Origin of the sequence: Bradyrhizobium sp. SK17 (assembly GCF_002831585.1) — a bacterium.
In the GTDB taxonomy this organism is placed as follows: domain Bacteria; phylum Pseudomonadota; class Alphaproteobacteria; order Rhizobiales; family Xanthobacteraceae; genus Bradyrhizobium.
On the sequence record NZ_CP025113.1, the window covers coordinates 923,184 to 940,892 of the forward strand.

Sequence of the window (17,709 nt, forward strand, 5' to 3'; positions counted from 1 at the left end):
GCCGGCGTCCGTAATGGACGCCGACCTCATTGAAGCCGCGGCTTAGGCGTACCGGCCGTGGCAGTGCTTGTACTTCTTGCCGCTTCCGCAAGGGCAGTCCTCGTTGCGGCCGACCTTGCCCCAGCTTGCCGGGTCGTTCGGATTGCGCTCGGCGGCCGGCAACCCCGGCGCCAGCGAGGCCTGGGCGTAGGTCGCTTCGGTCAGGCTGGCACGTGCGAACTCGTCCTCGCCGGTGTTGGGATCGAGCTTGTGCGCCTCCATCATCGGCAGTGGCTGCGGCGGCTCCTCCGGCGGCACGATCTCGACCCGCATCAATTGCGCGGTGACCGCCTCGCGCAGATGCGAGCTCATCTCCTGGAACAGGTTGAAGGCCTCGGTCTTGTACTCCTGCAACGGATCGCGCTGGCCGTAGCCGCGCAGGCCGATCACCTGGCGCAGATGGTCGAGCATGATCAGATGCTCACGCCAGAGATGGTCGAGGGTCTGCAACAGGATGGTCTTCTCGACGTAACGCATCACGTCGGGACCCCATTGCGCGACCTTGGCCGCCATCCGCTCATCGACATGCTTCTCGATGCGCGCCAACAGCTCCTCGTCGGCGATGCCCTCTTCCTTGGCCCATTCGTCAACCGGCAGGTCGACATCGAGCACGCGCTTCAATTCCTCCTTGAGGCCCGCGGTGTCCCACTGCTCGGCATAGGCGTGCTCGGGGATGTATTTGGCGACGACATCCTCGATGAAATCATGCCGCATGCCGGTGACCATCTCGACGACGCTGTCATCCTTCATCAGGTCGACGCGCTGGTCGAAGATCACCTTGCGCTGGTCGTTCTGGACGTTGTCGAATTTGAGCAGGTTCTTGCGGATGTCGAAGTTGCGCGCCTCGACCTTCTGCTGCGCCTTCTCCAGTGCCTTGTTGATCCAGGGATGGATGATGGCTTCGCCTTCCTGGAGGCCGAGCCGCTGCAGCATGCTGTCGAGCCGGTCGGAGCCGAAGATGCGCATCAAATCGTCTTCCAGCGACAGGAAGAACTTCGAGCGACCGGGGTCGCCCTGACGGCCGGAGCGGCCGCGCAGCTGGTTGTCGATGCGGCGGGATTCGTGGCGCTCGGAGCCGATGATGTAGAGGCCGCCCGGCTTCTTCACGGTCTTGGCGGGCTTGTTGCCCTTGGCGGGCTCGACCTCGAAATCCTCTTCCGCCTTCAGCACGATCTCGCGGAAGCGCTCGATGTCGGCCTTGATCTGCTCGATCTTCTTGGCCTTCTCGGCCTCGTCGGTGATCCCTGCGGTCTCCTGCTGGATCCGCATCTCGAGCGAGCCGCCGAGCTTGATGTCGGTGCCGCGGCCGGCCATGTTGGTCGCGATCGTGATTGCGCCCGGCACGCCGGCTTCGGCGACGATATAGGCTTCCTGCTCGTGGAAGCGCGCGTTCAGCACCGCGAACAGTTTCGCCGGCTTGCCGGCGCGAGCGGCGGCATAGAGCTTCTCCATGCCGGATTCGGAGGTGAAATCGATCTGCTTGTAGCCGTGCTTCTTGAGGTAGTCGGCCAGCACTTCCGACTTCTCGATCGAGGCGGTGCCGACCAGCACCGGCTGCAACCGCTTGTTGGCGCGCTCGATCTCGGCGAGGATCGCGCCGTATTTTTCGTTCTGGGTACGGTAGACCTCGTCGTCCTCGTCGAGGCGCGCCACCGGCAGATTGGTCGGGATCTCCACGACCTCGAGCTTGTAGATGTCGAACAGTTCGTCGGCTTCGGTCAGCGCCGTGCCGGTCATGCCGGACAGCTTGGCGTACATCCGGAAATAATTCTGGAAGGTGATCGAGGCCAGCGTCTGGTTCTCGGGCTGGACCGTGACGTGTTCCTTGGCTTCCAGGGCCTGGTGCAGGCCCTCCGAGTAGCGCCGGCCCTGCATCATGCGGCCGGTGAACTCGTCGATGATGACGACCTCGTCGTCGCGGACGATATAGTCCTTGTCGCGGGTGAACAGCGTATGCGCGCGCAGCGCCTGGTTGACGTGATGCACGACGGAGACGTTCTCGACGTCGTACAGCGAATCGCCCTTGAGCTGGCCGGCGTCGCGCAGCAGGTTCTCGAGCTTCTCCATGCCGCCTTCGGTCAGCGTCACCGTGCGCTGCTTCTCGTCGACCTCGTAGTCGTCCTTCTTGGCGAGCTTCGGCATGAAGGTGTCGATGGTGTTGTAGAAATCCGAACGGTCGTCGAGCGGGCCGGAGATGATCAGCGGCGTGCGCGCTTCGTCGATCAGGATCGAGTCGACTTCGTCGACGATCGCGTAGAAATGCGCGCGCTGGACCATGTCCTCCAGGCGGTACTTCATGTTGTCGCGCAGATAGTCGAAGCCGTATTCGTTGTTGGTGCCGTAGGTGATGTCACAGGCATAGGCCGCCTTGCGCTCGGCATCGTCGAGGCCGTGCACGATCACGCCGGTGGTCAGCCCCAGGAACGCGTAGATCTGGCCCATCCAGCCGGAGTCGCGGCGGGCGAGGTAGTCGTTGACGGTGACGACGTGGACGCCCTTGCCGGCGAGCGCGTTGAGGTAGACCGCCAGGGTTGCGACCAGCGTCTTGCCTTCACCGGTCTTCATCTCGGCGATGTCGCCCTCGTGCAGCACCATGCCGCCGATCAGCTGCACGTCGAAATGGCGCTGGCCGAGCGTCCGCTTGGCCGCTTCGCGCACCGTGGCGAAGGCCGGAACCAGGATGTCGTCGAGCGTCTTGCCTTCGGCGAGCTGCTGCTTGAACTCGGCGGTGCGGGCCTTGAGCTGATCGTCCGTGAGCTTGATGAGCTCGGGCTCCAGCGCGTTGATGGCGTTGACCCGGGACTGATATCCCTTGACGCGGCGGTCATTGGAGGAGCCGAAAAACTTGCGGGCGAGCGCGCCGATCATGCGAAATTCCTGTTCTTCGGTCTCGAGTTCGGTCTTGGTTCAATTCGGTCTTGCGTTACAGCCTGAGATGGTCCGCCGGATCGCCTATCAACTCACCGTGACGCACTGCTGGTCGAGCCCCGACCCGGCACTCCTCCGCCAATTGAGTGGGAAACCGGCCATCCTCGGTTCAACGGCGAAAAACGCAGCAAAATAAGCGCTCTCACCGCCGACACGGCCGGCCAGAGATATGGCCCGCCCGGGGGTTGTCAACGCCGCCAAGATGTCAAGGAATTCATCATTTTGACAAGACTTTCGCGTTGCCAATGTAACACGATTGGGCGAGTGTCCGCCCCGCTCGAGCTTCCCCCCTTTAGACCAAGGATTTTGCATGACCACCTCGCCTCCGGAAACCAAAACCGGCCTGCGCCTCGGCCTCGCCACCCTGGCCGCAACGGGCTGTCTTGTCGCAGTGCTGGCCGCCAGCCTGCCGGTCCGCGCCGCGGATTCCGATCCGGTGCTGGCGAAGGTTAATGGTTCCGAGATCCGCGCCAGCGACGTCGCGCTCGCCGAGGAAGAACTGGGCCCGAGCCTCGCGCAGATGGACCCGGCGACCAAGAAGGACAACGTGCTGTCCTTCCTGATCGACATGAAGATCGTGTCCAAGGCCGCCGAGGACAAGAAGGTCGAGAACAGCGACGACTTCAAGAAGCGCCTCGCCTTCACCCGCAGCCGCCTCCTGATGGACAGCCTGCTGGCCAGCGAGGGCAAGGCCGCGACCACCGACGAGGCCATGAAGAAGGTCTATGACGACGCCGCCAAGCAGATCACCGGCGAGCAGGAGGTGCGCGCCCGCCACATCCTGGTCGAGACCGAGGACGAGGCCAAGGCGATCAAGGCCGAGCTCGACAAGGGGGCCGACTTCGCCGAGCTCGCCAAGAAGAAGTCCAAGGACCCCGGCGCCTCCGACGGCGGCGACCTCGGCTTCTTCACCAAGGAACAGATGGTGCCGGAATTCTCCGCGGTCGCCTTCTCGCTCGAGCCGGGCAAGATCTCCGATCCGGTCAAGTCGCAGTTCGGCTGGCACATCATCAAGGTCGAGGAAAAGCGCAACCGCAAGGCGCCCGACTTCGAGCAGGTCAAGGCCCAGATCGAGACCTACGTGACCCGCAAGGCCCAGGCCGACTATGTCGCCAAGCTGCGCGAGGCCGCCAAGGTCGAGCGCATGGACAAGCCGGCCGATGCAGCCAAGGATGCGACGCCGCCGGCGGATGCCGCCAAGGACGCGCCGAAGCCGGCCGACAACAAGATGGCGCCGGCGAAGAAGTAAGCTTCGCGAAGCCGAACCGATTGCGTTGCGATGGCCGGGCACGTCCCGGCCATTTGCTTTTGCGGTACCTTCGGTTGATCGCGTCGTCCCGGCGCAGATCAGGACCCATACGCCGCGGCGGAGCACTTCTTGCCGCGGCAGTCGTTTCTTGAACAATTGATGACGGTGGCTATGGGTCCGGGACGACGGCGTTGCGCGTTCGCTTCGCAGCCCTCTCCCGATTCAGCCGCCAAGATGTTATGCAGCGCTTCCCTCCCCGTAGCCGGAAGCTTGCCGATGTCCACCGCCGTCTCCCCCTCGCCCCGCCAGATGTTCCCGAGATGCCCGTGATCGCGGGCGTGCGGCTTGCAACCGCCGCCGCCGGCATCCGTTACAAGGGGCGCACCGACGTGCTGCTCGCACTGCTGGACAAAGGCACCACGGTCGCCGGCGTCTTCACCAAGTCGAAATGCCCGTCGGCGCCGGTCGAATGGTGTCGCGCCAAGCTGAAAGGCGGGGCTGCGCGCGCGCTGGTGGTCAACTCCGGCAACGCCAACGCCTTCACCGGCAAGACCGGCAAGGCGTCCACCGCGCTGACCGCGCAGATCGCCGCCAAGGCGGTCGGCTGCTCGACCTCGGACGTATTCCTCGCCTCGACCGGCGTGATCGGCGAGCCACTCGACGCCACCAAGTTCGACGGCGTGCTGGCGCAGCTCGCCGAGACCGCGACGCCCGATCTCTGGATGGATGCGGCCCGTGCGATCATGACCACCGACACCTTCCCGAAGGTCGCGACCGCGACCGTGAAGCTCGGCAAGGCCAAGGTGACGATCAACGGCATGGCCAAGGGTGCCGGCATGATCATGCCCGACATGGCGACCATGCTGTCCTTCATCTTCACCGATGCGCCGCTGTCGGCCGGCGCGCTGCAATCGCTGCTCAAGGCCGGCGTCGAGGACACCTTCAACGCGCTGACCATCGACGGCGACACCTCGACCTCGGACACGTTGCTGGCGTTCGCGACCGGCGCCGCGGCGGCCAACGGCGCGCCGAAGATCTCGCGCGCCAGCGACCCGCGCCTGAAGGCCTTTGCCAAGGCGTTCCAGCAGATCCTCGCCGACCTCTCCGAGCAGGTGGCGCGCGACGGCGAAGGCGCCCGCAAGCTGGTCGAGGTCGTGGTCGAGGGCGCGACGACGAAACCGTCGGCGCGCAAGATCGCGATGTCGATCGCCAATTCGCCGCTGGTGAAGACCGCGATCGCCGGCGAGGACGCCAATTGGGGCCGCGTGGTGATGGCGGTCGGCAAGGCCGGCGAGCCCGCCAACCGCGACAAGCTCTCGATCTCCTTCAACGGCATCCGTGTCGCCAAGAGCGGCGCGCGCGACCCGTCCTACGACGAGAAGGAAGTGTCGGAGGCGATGAAGGCGCCGAAGATCCAGATCAAGGTCGCGCTCGGCCTCGGTAAGGCCAAGGACCGCGTGCTGACCTGCGATCTCACCAAGGAATATGTCGCGATCAACGGGGACTATCGGTCGTAGGGTTCATCTCTTTACCCGTCATCCTGAGGCGCGAGCGGAGCGAGCCTCGAAGGATGCACGGCCCGGATGGCGCCGCATGGAGAGAGTCGGGCCGTCGACCCTTCGAGACGCCGCGCGAAAGCGCGGCTCCTCAGGGTGACGGGGAGAGAAGGCATCGGCCTCCGCTAGCTGCTGATCCGCGCGTCGGCGACGGCCTTCTTGAACAGCGCGTTCATCGCGTCGGCGATGCCCTGGGTCGGGCTGACCTCGAAGTAGAAGCCCGGCGACGCGCAGGCCTGCATGTTCTGCGCGATCTCGCTGTTCGGCGAGGGTCCGAACGGACCCTTGTTGAACGGATCGATCCAGCTCATGTACCAGCTGTTGGTCGGCAGCTGCAGATAGGTGGTGTAGAGCACCGCGATCTTGATGCCGCGATTCTTGATCGCGGTGCACAGCGCCGGGTTGATCGGCGACTGGCAGCGATTGCCGCCGGTGATCGGCTTCAGGCAGCTCGAATTCGGTTCGTCCGCGACGCCGTCGGAGACGAAGAACAGATATTTCATCGGCGCCGCCGAGGTGCCGGGACCGGGCGCGCTGATCGCAGAGCTGATCGCCGGAAGCACCGCGCTGAACTGGGTGTCCTTGTCGGCCGTGTAGGAATCGTTGTTGCCGTAGACACCCATCAGGTCGATGTTGCCGGCTGCGGTCTTGGCGCTCGACAGGCTGGTCGACAGCGAGAACAGCGCGCGCAGGCCGATCGTCGCCGACGATGCGCCGAAATCGTAGATCGCCATCCGGAACTGGTTGGAATAGGTCGCGGTGGTCGCGGCCGTGTCCATCAATTGCTGGGTGGCGCTGCGCAGCACGTCGATCCGGGTGGTGACGCCGAGCTTCTTGGCGAGATTGTAGTAGTTGTTGGCATCGTTGTAGTCGTGGCAGGCGAAGGCACATTTGTCGGGCGTGTTGTTGACCATCTTGGTCACGTCGGTCGGCGTCGCCGCGACTCCCATCGACGGCGAATTGTCGAGCAGGAGATAGAAGTCGATGTAGAGCGGCATGTTGGCGGTCGAGGTCGACGAACCCTTCACCGTCATGTTGCTCTGGCCGATCACGCCGAGAAACAGGGTGGGAACGACCGCGGTGAACTGCACCGTCGAGGTGACGACGCTGCCGGTCTTGGTCATGGTCGGCGTCACGCTGGTCACGGTGAAGCCGCTCTGGTTCAGGACATTGCCGTTGAAGATGTTGGTCGCATCGGCCTGGCCGGCCGCGATCGGGCCGTCCGAGGTCATGGCGCCGGCGGCGATGAAGCCGGGCGACGACTTGGAAACCGATCCGACGCTCGCGGCGTCGGCAGCGGACAACAACTTGCTGCGGATCTGGTTGGCCCGGGAATAGTCGACCGCGCATCCGACGGCGACGACGAGCGGCAGCACGGCGAGGCCAAACGTCATCGCGATGTTGCCGGAGCGATCGCGGCGGAAACGGCTGATAGCCCGGATCAAGATGCGCATGGTTATATCGGCAAAGAATATGATGGACACATAACGTGACACTTCACCCTGCCGGCTGCGAATTAAGGCAGGCTTATCGCGATCGCAGAAAAACACTCGGACACAAATCGTTTGGCCCGGAGCGCTTTGCTGGTTAATGAAACCTGAAGATCGAGAAGGAAGTCCTCACCGCATGACTGACATCAAGCTGACCCTCGTCGTCGCCTGCGCGCTGGTCGACGCCGACAAGCGCGTGCTGCTGGCGCAGCGCCCCGAAGGCAAGGCGCTGGCCGGCCTGTGGGAATTCCCGGGCGGCAAGATCGAGCCGGGCGAGCGGCCGGAGCAGACCCTGATCCGCGAGCTGCACGAGGAGATCGGCGTCACCGTGGCCGAGCCGTGCCTCGCGCCGCTGACCTTCGCGAGCCACGCCTACGAGACCTTCCATCTGCTGATGCCGCTCTACATCTGCCGCCGCTGGGAGGGCATCGCGGTGGCGCGCGAGGGCCAGAACCTCGCCTGGGTGCGGGCCAACAAACTGCGCGACTACCCGATGCCGCCCGCCGACATCCCGCTGCTGCCGCATCTGATCGATCTGCTGCTATGATCTTCTCCCTCGCGAGAGAGGCGCATTGCCGGAATATCGAAAACAACCCCATGCAAAGCAGTCGGCGGTGGCCGGCGTTCGACCAGGCGACTTGACACGTCGGGCAACTCACCGGCACAATTCCATTATTCCGAAATGGTGGCAGGCCGCCATCGCATCTGATGTGGTTTCGCCGGCGCGCATCAAGCGGCACCGACCGTAAGGGACACACTGTGGACGGGCTCCCTCCCCCTTGCGGGGGAGGGCTGGGGAGAGGGGTGCCACGCGGCGCGCTCTCTCAGCATGCATCTTGAAGACGGGCTCAGAATTGCAAAAGCGATGATCACACTGATATCTCGCCCGGGGCTACCCCTCTCCCCAACCCTCTCCCGCAAGGGGAGAGGGAGCCCGAGCCGCGTGCTTACCCTACGCCTCAGCGCTTCACCTGCTTCACCGCCGCCTCCAGACTGGCCTTCGCCGAGCCAGGCCGCAGCGGCTTCGGCTGGCTGTCGTGCGGCGCCCAGCCGGAGAGCCAGACGATGTCGAAGGTGGCGCGGATGCGGCCGTCGGGATCGGCGAAGCGTTCGCCGTAGATCTGCGCCATGCGCAGCATGGTGGCGCGGCGGGTCGGGGTGTGGCGGCGCTCGCGCAGCACGTTGGTGGCGCCCATCCGCCTGAGGTCGGCCATCAGTGCGAACGCGCTCGAATAACGCACCACGACGCGGTCGACATCGGTGACCGGCAGCGCGAAGCCGGCGCGCTGCAACAACGCGCCGATGTCGCGCAGATCGGCGAACGGCGCGACGCGCGGCGACACCCCGCCTTCGCATTCTGCTTCCGCCGCGGCAAAACTCTGCCTGAGCTCAGTCAGCGTATCGCCGCCGAGCATCGCCGCCAGCAGCAGTCCGTCCGGCTTCAGCGCGCGACGGATCTGCGCCAGCACGCCCGGCAGATCATTGACGAACTGGAAAGCCAGTGCGGAGACCGCGAGGTCGAGCGACTCCGGTGCCAGGCCGGTCGCTTCCATCTCGGCGAACGCGACCGCATCGACCGAGGCGACACGCTTGCGCACGGCGTCCGCGAGCCCGTCGCCCGGTGTCCAGATATCGGCCGCCGCCGAGAAGCTGCGCGATACCGCCTGCAACCGGTCAGCCAGGTCCTCCGTGGCGCGCTCGAGCAGGAACGTCGCCGCCCCCTCACGCCGTGCCCGCGCCAGCCGCGCGCCGAGCAAGGCGCGGTCGAACAGGATGGGGGCTGAGGCCGGGGTGGTTGCCATGCCGGCTGGTTACGCCGGACCGCCGCCGCAGGCAATGCGCCTTGAGCCCGCGTTGCGCAAACGCTAGCCTTCGTGTCATGGACGCCGAGGCATCACCGACACGCTCCATTACCGGTCACGTCCAGCGCGCGCTCGGCGCGGTCGGCGGCGCCTGGTTGCGCACCGCGCGGCTGGCGCTCGATATCGCACTGCCGACGCTGTGCGTGTCCTGCCGCGAGCCGGTCCATGGCGAGGGGGTGTGCGCGGCCTGCTGGGCCAAATTGTCGTTCATCGCGCCGCCTTTCTGTCCGCGGCTCGGCATCCCCTTTGTCTACGATCCCGGGCCGGAGCTGTTGTCGATGGAGGCGATCGCCAATCCGCCGGCCTACCAGCGTGCGCGCGCCGCGGTGCGCTATGACGATATCGCCCGTACCCTGGTGCATGCATTGAAATACCAGGATCGCACCGATCTGGCGCCGACAATGGGCCACTGGATGGCGCGGGCGGGGAAGGAATTGCTCGACGGCGCCGACATGCTGGTTCCGGTTCCGCTGCACTGGCGGCGCGGCTGGAGCCGGCGCTACAACCAGTCCGGCGCGCTGGCCAAGACGATCGCCCGCCACAGCGGCGTCAAAATGGTCTCCGAGGCGTTGCGACGCACCCGCGCCACCGAGCAGCAGATCGGGCTGTCTCGCAAGGACCGCGCCAGCAATGTGCAGGGCGCATTCAGGGTCGCCGATGAACGCAAGGCTGACATCCAGGGCCGCCGCGTCATTCTGGTCGACGACGTCCTGACCTCGGGTGCTACAGTGGATGCCTGCGCGCGGGCGCTGCTGCGGGCCAAGGCGGCTCAAGTCGACGTGCTGGTGTTCGCCCGGGTTGTCGATACCCACCGTGCTCCCATATAATCTGTCATTCTGGTTCAACCGAGCACACCATGACCGCTGCCATCGAAATCTACACCCGCCCGGGCTGCGGTTATTGCACCGCGGCCAAATCGCTTTTGACGCGCAAGAACGCCGCGTTCACCGAATTGAACGTCGCCAGCAACCCGGCCTACCGCGACGAGATGTACGATCGCGCCGGCGGCGGGGCGACCTTCCCGCAGATCTTCATCGGCAAGACCCATGTCGGCGGCTGCGACGAGCTCTATGCGCTCGACCGCGAGGGCAAGCTCGACGGCCTGCTCAGCAACGGAGGCGGCGCCTGATGAGCACGGAGAACAAGTTCACCGCGGCGATGGTGCAGATGCGCACCGGATTGCTGCCGGAGCCGAGCCTCGAGCAGGGCACGAAGCTGATCCGCGAGGCGGCGGCGCAGGGCGCCAAATACGTGCTGACGCCTGAAGTCAGCAACATGATGCAGTTGAACCGCAAGGCGCTGTTCGAGCACCTGGCGGGCGAAGAGGACGACAAGTCGCTCAAGGCCTATCGCGCGCTGGCCGCGGAACTGAAGATCCACCTGCATATCGGGTCGCTGGCGCTGCGCTATTCGCCGGAGAAGGCGGTCAACCGCTCGTTCCTGATCGGGCCCGAGGGCAACGTGCTCGCGAGCTACGACAAGATCCACATGTTCGACATCGACCTGCCCGGCGGCGAAAGCTATCGCGAATCGGCCAATTACCAGCCCGGCGAGACCGCCGTGATCTCCGACCTGCCCTGGGGCCGGATCGGCTTGACGATCTGCTACGACGTGCGCTTCCCGGCGCTGTATCGCGCACTGGCCGAGGCGGGAGCTTCCTTCCTCACCGTTCCCTCAGCCTTCACCCGCAAGACCGGCGAAGCGCACTGGCACACTTTGCTGCGCGCCCGCGCCATCGAGACCGGCTGCTTCGTGTTCGCCGCGGCCCAGGCCGGCCTGCACGAGAACAAGCGCGAGACCTTCGGGCACTCGCTGATCGTCGACCCCTGGGGCGAGATCCTCGCCGAGGGTGGCGTCGAGCCGGGCGTGTTCCTGGCCGAGATCGATCCCGCCAAGGTCGAAACCGCGCGCAAGACCATCCCCTCGCTTCAGCACGGGCGGCGATTTGGCATCGCCGACCCCAAGGCCGGCCCGGAGCATCTGCACCTCGTCCGGGGCTCGGCATGATCCGCTACACGCTGCGCTGCGAGCGCGGCCATCAGTTCGAGAGCTGGTTCCAGAGCTCCTCGGCCTATGAGTCGCAGGAGCGGCGTCACCTGATCAACTGCCCGGCCTGCGGCTCGGCCGAGATCGAGCGCGCGATCATGGCGCCGCAGATCGTCAGCAAGAAGGGCCGCGAACCGGCCCAGCCGCAGCCTGCCGCGCCGGTCGAGGCGACCGCCACTGAATCGACGTCGCTGATGATGGCGCAGGAGCGTGAGCTGCGCAGCAAGCTGAAGGAGCTGCGCGACCACATCGTCAAGAACGCCGACAATGTCGGCGAACGCTTCCCCAATGAGGCGCGCAAGATGCATTACGGCGACATCGAGCATCGGCCGATCTATGGCGAGGCCTCGCCCGAGGAGGCGCGCGCGCTGGTCGACGAGGGCGTCGAGGTGTCGCCGTTGCCGACGCTGCCGGAAGACCGGAATTGACCTGCTTCCGTCATTCCCGGTGCGCAATTGCACACCTGGGGGCTCGCCCCTTGGCGCGAGCCCGGAATCCATTCCAGCGCTGGACTTGCGGCCCGATGGATTCCGGGCTCGCGCTTCGCGCGCCCCGGAATGACGGGCGAGAGTGACATGACCCCCGAGACATCCTCCTCCTGGCAGGTGTGGGCGTTTCTGTCCGCCGTGTTCGCGGCATTGACTGCGATCTTCGCCAAGGTCGGCGTCGAAGGCATCAACTCCGATCTCGCCACCCTGATCCGCACCGTGATCGTGCTGATCACACTGTCGGCGATCCTGTTCGCGACCGGGCAATTCACCCAGTCCGGCCCGATCTCGGGCAAGAGCTGGCTGTTCCTGCTGCTGTCCGGGCTCGGCACCGGTGCATCGTGGATCTGCTATTTCCGCGCCCTCAAGCTGGGTCCCGCCACGCTGGTCGCACCGATCGACAAGCTCAGCGTGGTGCTGGTGGCGCTGTTCGGCGCCACCTTCCTCGGCGAACGCCCGTCGGCCTATGGCTGGATCGGGATTGCGCTGATCTCCGCCGGCGCGGTGCTGATCGCGGTCAAGGGCTAAAGCGCTTTCAAGCGAAGTGGGCACCGGTTCGCGTGAAGAAAGCGCGTCAAACAAGAGCCTAAGCGGCGATCAGCAGCGCGACGCCGACCACAATCAGCACGATGCCAACAAGTTCACGCAGCGAGAATGGCTGCTTGAGCGAGAAATACGCGACGCCCTGCGCGAACAGCACCTCGATCAGCGCCAGCGTGCGCACATTGGCCGCGGCAGTGAGCGCGAACGCCAGGAACCAGAACTGCGACGAGAACGCGCCCATGAAGCCCGCGAACAGCGAGGGCCGCCACAGCGCAAGGATCGACTTCAGCACGTCGGGCGCACGCAGCAACAGATAAACCGACAGGATCAGCGTCTGGACGAACAGGCTCCACATCAGCGTGTAGGAGGCCGCGGTCACGAACGAGACCCCGGGCACCGCGATGATGGCACCGCGGAAGCTCACCGCCGAGATCGCGAACACCGCGGCGGCGCCGAGGCCGAGCACGGTCGGGCGCAGATCGGCGAAGCTCTTCTGGCCGCCCGGCCGCAGCGCGGTGATGACGACGCCGACGGTCGCGATCACGATCGCGATCACCTTGGCGGTCGTCAGATGGTCGCCGAGGAAGACGAAGCCGAAGATCGCGGTCTGGATCGCCTCGGTCTTCATATAGGCCGTGGTGACCACGAAGGAGCGGTCGTTCATCGCCAGCAGCATGAAGCCGGTGCCGACGATCTGGCTGAGCGCGCCGGACAACAGCCACGGCCAGAACGAGACCGCCGGCCACGGCACCCGATCGCCGGTTGCGACGATCGCGAGCGCGAAGAACACCACCGAGAACGGCAGGCCGAACAGGAAACGGATATTGGTGGCGCCCCAGGTGCCGAGCGGCCCGGTCAAGCTCCGCTGCATCGCATTGCGCGCCACCTGCCCGAACGCAGCGACGATGGTGAAGGGAATCCAGAGCGAGGCGAGCGTGAACATGCGGGATTAGGGAGAGCGGGCCGGGCGGGAAGTCACGCCGCACCCTGCCGGGCCCGCAGCAGCCGGTCAACCGGAACGGCGCAGGCCAGGATTGCAACCAGCTCCGCGATTCCAGCTTGAACAAGCCATTCGGCCCGCAGCAGAAGCTTGCACGGCAGGCCGTCAGGTTTCAGTCGACGCGCCGCCAGATCGAAACCGGCGTGTCACCATTCGCCCTGGGGGGCACGCGATAGCTCAACTCGTTGGCCTTCAACTCATAGAGTCGAACTTGGTCCGTGCCTTCCCAATTTGGAAACGACGATTTGGAGATGTGGAAAGCGAGGGTCCCTTTCGCAGTGTCGACGTCGACCTTGCCGAAATGCGAACTCACCCCGAGGACCGCTGCACGATATTCGGCTTCGGTTGCCTTCAGCTTGTCGCCCGTTGCAAAGGGCCGTCGCTCGCTGTCGAAGATTTGCAGCGAATAGCGTCCATCGGCGTCGATGAACAACATGCCCCTGGGCGAGGGTCCATAATCATGTCCGCGGCTGCCATCGCGATGCAGCACATCGGCGGCGACCAGGGTCCAGGTCCCTGCCAGGGATGCCGCGGCATCGCGGCCGGCAGCCAGCACGCGACACGGTGCCGACACCGTCATGATGAGCGGCAGAGCGACGCAGACACCCCTCGTCAATGCACTGAAGTTCATGCAACGGCCCTTTCAGATCGTGGTTGCTTGCCGCCACGATAGAGGTCCCGTCACGCAATAAAATCCCGTTATTCTGATGCGAGAGTTCAGAAAAACTGGACGGTTGCAGGTTCGCCGTGCCGACAACGTCGCTCAGTTGTCAGGCGATGCCAGCCAGCCCGCGCTGCGGCTCGGCGAGATGTTCCTGCAACGTCCTACCGATGATCGACCGCAATCGCACCATGGCCGGCTCGAGCGTCCTGCCGGCGTCATGCAGACAAGCCTTGAGAGAAGGTGCCGGCAGCGGCGGCAATCCGGCTGTGCCGGGAAGCGCACACAATTGGTCGGGCAACGCGATCGCCGTCCGCAGCGTCACTCCGAGCCCGGCTTCGACCGCGGCCCAGAGCCCACGCAGGCTCGGACTGGTGAAGGCGATACGCCAGGCGATGCCGGCCTGATCGAGCGCGGCGATGGCGCGCTGACGGAAGAAGCAGGGCGCCTCATAGACGGCGAGCGGCACCGGCTCCCCCTGCCCCCAGATCGGACCAGCCGAGGCGCTGCCGATCCAGACGAGCGGCAAGGTGGCCACGGGCTGCGCATCGGCGCGCGTGGCGTTGTCGAGCGCCAGCACGAGGTCGAGGTCACCGCCGTCGAGTTGCTGCAAGAGCCGCCGGTTGCGATCGACCACGGCCTCGATCCGGACCGCCGGATAGGCCTGCTTGAAGTAAGCCAGCGCGGCCGGCAGCCACACTTCGGCAAAATCGGCGGGCAATCCGAAACGGACAACGCCTTCGACGGCACGGCCGCGAAGCGCCTCGACCGCTTCGTCGTTCAGATCGAGGATGCGCTGCGCATAGCTCAATACGAGCTCGCCGGCTTCGGTGAGAGCCAGCCCCCGCCCCTGCTTGACGAACAGCGGTTCGCCTACTTGTTGTTCGAGCTTGTCGATCTGCTGGCTGACGGCCGATTGCGAGCGCCCGATTTGTGCTGCGGCCCGGCTGAAGCTGCCCAGCCGATATGCCGTGATCAGCGTCCGCAACACGTCCATATCGAGATTGACGTGGCCTATCGTCCTGACCAGATCACACCTCCTCCGCCACCACCATGTAGTTCACGTCCATGTCGGTCGAGACGGAGAACTTGTCGGCGAGCGGATTGTAGACCACGCCGGCCTGTTCCGTGATGGTGAGATTGACGTCGCCGAGATAGCGCTCGAGCTCGGCCGGGGTGACGAATTTGCTCCACTCATGGGTGCCGCGCGGCAGCCAGCGCAGCACGTATTCGGCGCCGACGATGGCGAGCGCGAAGCTCTTCCAGTTGCGGTTCAGCGTCGAGACCACCATCAGCCCGCCGGGCTTGAGCATCGTGGCGCAACGCTTGATGAAGGCGCCGACGTCGACGACATGCTCGACCACTTCCATCGCCAGCACGATGTCGAAGCGCTCGCGCGCGTCCATCTCCTCGACCGTGGTGCAGCGATAGTCGATCGACAAATGCCCCTTGTCGGCATGCAGCTTCGCCGCCGAGATGTTGGTGGCGGACGGATCGACCCCGATCACCTGGGCGCCGAGCCGGGTGAACGGCTCGCACAGCAGCCCGGCGCCGCAGCCGATGTCGAGCAGGCGCAGCCCGGACAGGCAGCTCAGGCTCTTGGCGTTGCGCTCGAACTTGCGGCAGGCGGCGTCGCGGATGTAGGTCAGGCGCAGCGGATTGATCTTGTGCAGCGGCGCCATGTTGCCGCGCGGATCCCACCATTCATCCGACAGTTTGGAGAATTTCGCGATCTCGGCCGGATCGACCGAGCTGGCGGAGGCATTGGCGGAGGAACTGGAAATGGTTGATTGCATGGCCATGATTGCGCGCGCCCCTATCGCGCGGTGATTGAACTGCGGAACGCCAGCGGCGAGGCGATGGTCCTGATCTTCTCAAAACCTTCGCCGACGCCCCGGATGGTCACATCGCCATAATTGAGGATGCGCCCGAGGATGCTCTGGTTGACATCGACGCTCTCGACCTTGTCGAGGCTCATCTCGAAGGTGCGCCGCTTGATGAACCCGGTCTTGTGCACGACCCGGAGATTGGTGACGTCGGTCTCGGTGGTCCAGCGGTGGAACCAGGCCGCCAGCGTCCAGTACAGCGCCGCAACCGCGACCACGGCGGCGGCGGCAAGGCACGCCAAAGTGAGGCCGTCGACCGTCGTCATGCGCGATGCGATCAGCAGCGCCAGCGCAACGATCCAGGCCAGGATCGCCTGCCAATAGAAGATCCAGTGCGCGTTGGTGGAATACAGCACCTTCTCGCCAGGCTGCAGGATTTCGTCGATGTAACGCCCCATCCGATCCGCCTTCGAGTAACCCCAGCGCCACAGCCCGCCGGGACGGCCCCAAGGGACCCCCATGAACCGGCTTGCCCCCGGGCGCGGCGCTATGTATACGCGCCTTTCGGTCCCCGCGCTTGCGGTTTTCGGCGTGGGTTAACCTACTTATCCTCTTAAAGGAATAGACGCGTCGTCATGGGCCGCCTCGTGATGAAATTCGGCGGTACGTCCGTCGCCAATATCGATCGTATCCGCAACGTCGCGCAGCATGTGAAGCGCGAGGTCGACGCGGGCCATGAGGTCGCCGTCGTCGTCTCGGCGATGTCCGGCAAGACCAACGAGCTGGTGGCCTGGTGCACCGATGCCTCCGCCCTGCACGACGCGCGCGAATATGACGCGGTGGTCGCCTCCGGCGAGCAGGTGACCTCGGGCCTGCTCGCGATCGTGCTGCAAGGCCTCGGTATCCAGGCGCGCTCCTGGCAGGGCTGGCAGATCCCGATCAAGACCTCCGACGCGCACGCCTCGGCGCGCATCCTCGAGATCGACGGCACCGAGATCATCACCCGCTTCAAGGAGCGCAAGGAAGTCGCCGTGATCGCCGGCTTCCAGGGCATCAATCCCGACACCGGCCGCATCACCACGCTCGGCCGTGGCGGCTCGGATACCTCGGCGGTGGCGATCGCGGCCGCGCTGCATGCCGACCGCTGCGACATCTACACCGACGTCGACGGCGTCTACACCACCGACCCGCGGGTGGTGCCGAAGGCGCGCCGGCTCGACAAGATCGCATTCGAGGACATGCTTGAGCTGGCCTCGCAGGGCGCCAAGGTGCTGCAAGTCCGCTCGGTGGAGCTCGGCATGGTGCACAACATGCCGATCTTCGTGCGCTCCAGCTTCGACAAGCCAGAGGATATCGACCCGCACGGCACGCCGCCGGGCACGCTGATCTGCAGCGAGGAGGAAATCATGGAAATGCACGTCGTCACCGGCATCGCCTTCTCGAAGGACGAAGCCCAGATCTCCGTGCGCCAGATCGAGGACAAGCCGGGTGTGGCCGCCGCGATCTTCGGGCCGCTGGCCGATGCCAATATCAATGTCGACATGATCGTGCAGAACGTGTCCGAGGACGGCAAGACCACCGACCTCACCTTTACCGTTCCGGCCACCGACTATAACCGCGCCCGGGATACCATTACCTCCGCCAAGACCAAGATTGGCTACATCAGGCTCGACACCGAGACCGACGTCGCCAAGGTCTCGGTGATCGGCAGCGGCATGCGCAGCCACGCCGGCGTCGCGGCGAAGGCGTTCAAGGCGCTGGCCGAGCGCAACATCAACATCCGCGCCATCACCACTTCCGAGATCAAGTTCTCGGTCCTGATCGACGCCGCCTATACCGAACTCGCGGTCCGCACCCTGCATACGCTGTACGGGCTGGACCAGGCGTAGGGGCGATCGAGGGACCAGGCCGGCCGGGGGAGCTCCCTCTGCCTTCATTCCGGGGCGTGCGCAGCACGAGCCTGGAATCCATCGGGCCGCAGGTTCCGTGGATAAATGGATTCCGGGCTCGTGCTGCGCACG

The 17,709-nt window shown here is 65.3% G+C and carries 17 protein-coding genes; 9 read left to right on the top strand and 8 right to left on the bottom strand.

Going from position 1 to position 17,709, the window contains the following annotated elements; genetic code table 11:
- Positions 1-42 precede the first annotated feature (42 nt).
- A complete protein-coding gene (gene secA / locus CWS35_RS04280; RefSeq protein ID WP_024581969.1) occupies positions 43-2,907 on the bottom strand; it encodes a preprotein translocase subunit SecA in 2,865 nt (954 codons plus the stop codon).
- Positions 2,908-3,277: 370 nt separating this feature from the next.
- Between secA and CWS35_RS04285 the strand changes: the two genes are divergently transcribed.
- Positions 3,278-4,216: a peptidylprolyl isomerase gene (locus CWS35_RS04285; protein WP_024581968.1), complete on the top strand. Its 939-nt coding sequence runs from the start codon at positions 3,278-3,280 to the stop codon at positions 4,214-4,216.
- A 239-nt stretch (positions 4,217-4,455) separates the two neighbouring features.
- On the top strand, positions 4,456-5,733 hold the full coding sequence (gene argJ / locus CWS35_RS04290) for a bifunctional glutamate N-acetyltransferase/amino-acid acetyltransferase ArgJ (protein ID WP_210202768.1): 1,278 nt from the start codon (positions 4,456-4,458) through the stop codon (positions 5,731-5,733).
- Positions 5,734-5,897: 164 nt separating this feature from the next.
- On the opposite strand, the gene CWS35_RS04295 is transcribed toward argJ, so the two are convergent.
- The gene (locus CWS35_RS04295; protein ID WP_024581966.1) at positions 5,898-7,226 is read right to left on the bottom strand and encodes a TadE/TadG family type IV pilus assembly protein; all 1,329 of its coding nucleotides are present in this window, start codon (positions 7,224-7,226) and stop codon (positions 5,898-5,900) included.
- A gap of 172 nt (positions 7,227-7,398) precedes the next feature.
- On the opposite strand from CWS35_RS04295, the gene CWS35_RS04300 reads away from it, so the two are divergent.
- A complete protein-coding gene (locus CWS35_RS04300; protein ID WP_100950952.1) occupies positions 7,399-7,809 on the top strand; it encodes a (deoxy)nucleoside triphosphate pyrophosphohydrolase in 411 nt (136 codons plus the stop codon).
- A gap of 412 nt (positions 7,810-8,221) precedes the next feature.
- Here the strand turns inward: CWS35_RS04300 and CWS35_RS04305 are convergent, their stop codons facing one another.
- Positions 8,222-9,064, bottom strand: a complete 843-nt coding sequence (locus CWS35_RS04305; protein ID WP_100950954.1) for a methyltransferase domain-containing protein — start codon at positions 9,062-9,064, stop codon at positions 8,222-8,224.
- A gap of 77 nt (positions 9,065-9,141) precedes the next feature.
- Here CWS35_RS04305 and CWS35_RS04310 point away from each other — a divergent pair, with 77 nt between their 5' ends.
- The 5 genes from CWS35_RS04310 (at position 9,142) to CWS35_RS04330 (ending at position 12,186) form a co-directional block, all read left to right on the top strand.
- Positions 9,142-9,951 carry a ComF family protein gene (locus tag CWS35_RS04310; RefSeq protein WP_100950957.1) on the top strand — a complete coding sequence of 270 codons (810 nt, stop codon included), beginning with the start codon at positions 9,142-9,144 and terminating at the stop codon, positions 9,949-9,951.
- A 29-nt stretch (positions 9,952-9,980) separates the two neighbouring features.
- Positions 9,981-10,253 (top strand): glutaredoxin 3, encoded by a 273-nt coding sequence (grxC, locus tag CWS35_RS04315; RefSeq protein ID WP_024581962.1) that lies wholly within the window; start codon positions 9,981-9,983, stop codon positions 10,251-10,253.
- Positions 10,253-11,131, top strand: coding sequence for a carbon-nitrogen hydrolase family protein (locus tag CWS35_RS04320; protein WP_100950959.1), 879 nt, complete (start codon positions 10,253-10,255; stop codon positions 11,129-11,131). Before grxC ends, CWS35_RS04320 begins: the two co-directional genes overlap by 1 nt.
- Complete coding sequence (locus CWS35_RS04325) at positions 11,128-11,598, top strand: DUF1178 family protein (protein WP_024581960.1); 471 nt, start codon at positions 11,128-11,130, stop codon at positions 11,596-11,598. Before CWS35_RS04320 ends, CWS35_RS04325 begins: the two co-directional genes overlap by 4 nt.
- Before the next feature lie 147 nt (positions 11,599-11,745).
- Positions 11,746-12,186 carry an EamA family transporter gene (locus CWS35_RS04330; protein WP_100950961.1) on the top strand — a complete coding sequence of 147 codons (441 nt, stop codon included), beginning with the start codon at positions 11,746-11,748 and terminating at the stop codon, positions 12,184-12,186.
- A gap of 58 nt (positions 12,187-12,244) precedes the next feature.
- On the opposite strand, the gene CWS35_RS04335 is transcribed toward CWS35_RS04330, so the two are convergent.
- The 5 genes from CWS35_RS04335 to CWS35_RS04355 form a co-directional block, all read right to left on the bottom strand.
- Positions 12,245-13,144: an EamA family transporter gene (locus CWS35_RS04335; protein ID WP_100950963.1), complete on the bottom strand. Its 900-nt coding sequence runs from the start codon at positions 13,142-13,144 to the stop codon at positions 12,245-12,247.
- Positions 13,145-13,313: 169 nt separating this feature from the next.
- Complete coding sequence (locus CWS35_RS04340; RefSeq protein ID WP_100950965.1) at positions 13,314-13,832, bottom strand: lipocalin-like domain-containing protein; 519 nt, start codon at positions 13,830-13,832, stop codon at positions 13,314-13,316.
- Positions 13,833-13,971: 139 nt separating this feature from the next.
- Entirely contained in the window at positions 13,972-14,859 is an 888-nt protein-coding gene (locus CWS35_RS04345; protein ID WP_100950967.1) for a LysR substrate-binding domain-containing protein, read from the bottom strand.
- 34 nt (positions 14,860-14,893) lie between these two features.
- A complete protein-coding gene (ubiG, locus tag CWS35_RS04350; protein ID WP_100950969.1) occupies positions 14,894-15,664 on the bottom strand; it encodes a bifunctional 2-polyprenyl-6-hydroxyphenol methylase/3-demethylubiquinol 3-O-methyltransferase UbiG in 771 nt (256 codons plus the stop codon).
- A gap of 14 nt (positions 15,665-15,678) precedes the next feature.
- Positions 15,679-16,146 (bottom strand): PH domain-containing protein, encoded by a 468-nt coding sequence (locus CWS35_RS04355; protein ID WP_024581954.1) that lies wholly within the window; start codon positions 16,144-16,146, stop codon positions 15,679-15,681.
- A 177-nt stretch (positions 16,147-16,323) separates the two neighbouring features.
- Here CWS35_RS04355 and CWS35_RS04360 point away from each other — a divergent pair, with 177 nt between their 5' ends.
- Positions 16,324-17,577: an aspartate kinase gene (locus CWS35_RS04360; protein ID WP_100950971.1), complete on the top strand. Its 1,254-nt coding sequence runs from the start codon at positions 16,324-16,326 to the stop codon at positions 17,575-17,577.
- Positions 17,578-17,709 lie beyond the last annotated feature (132 nt).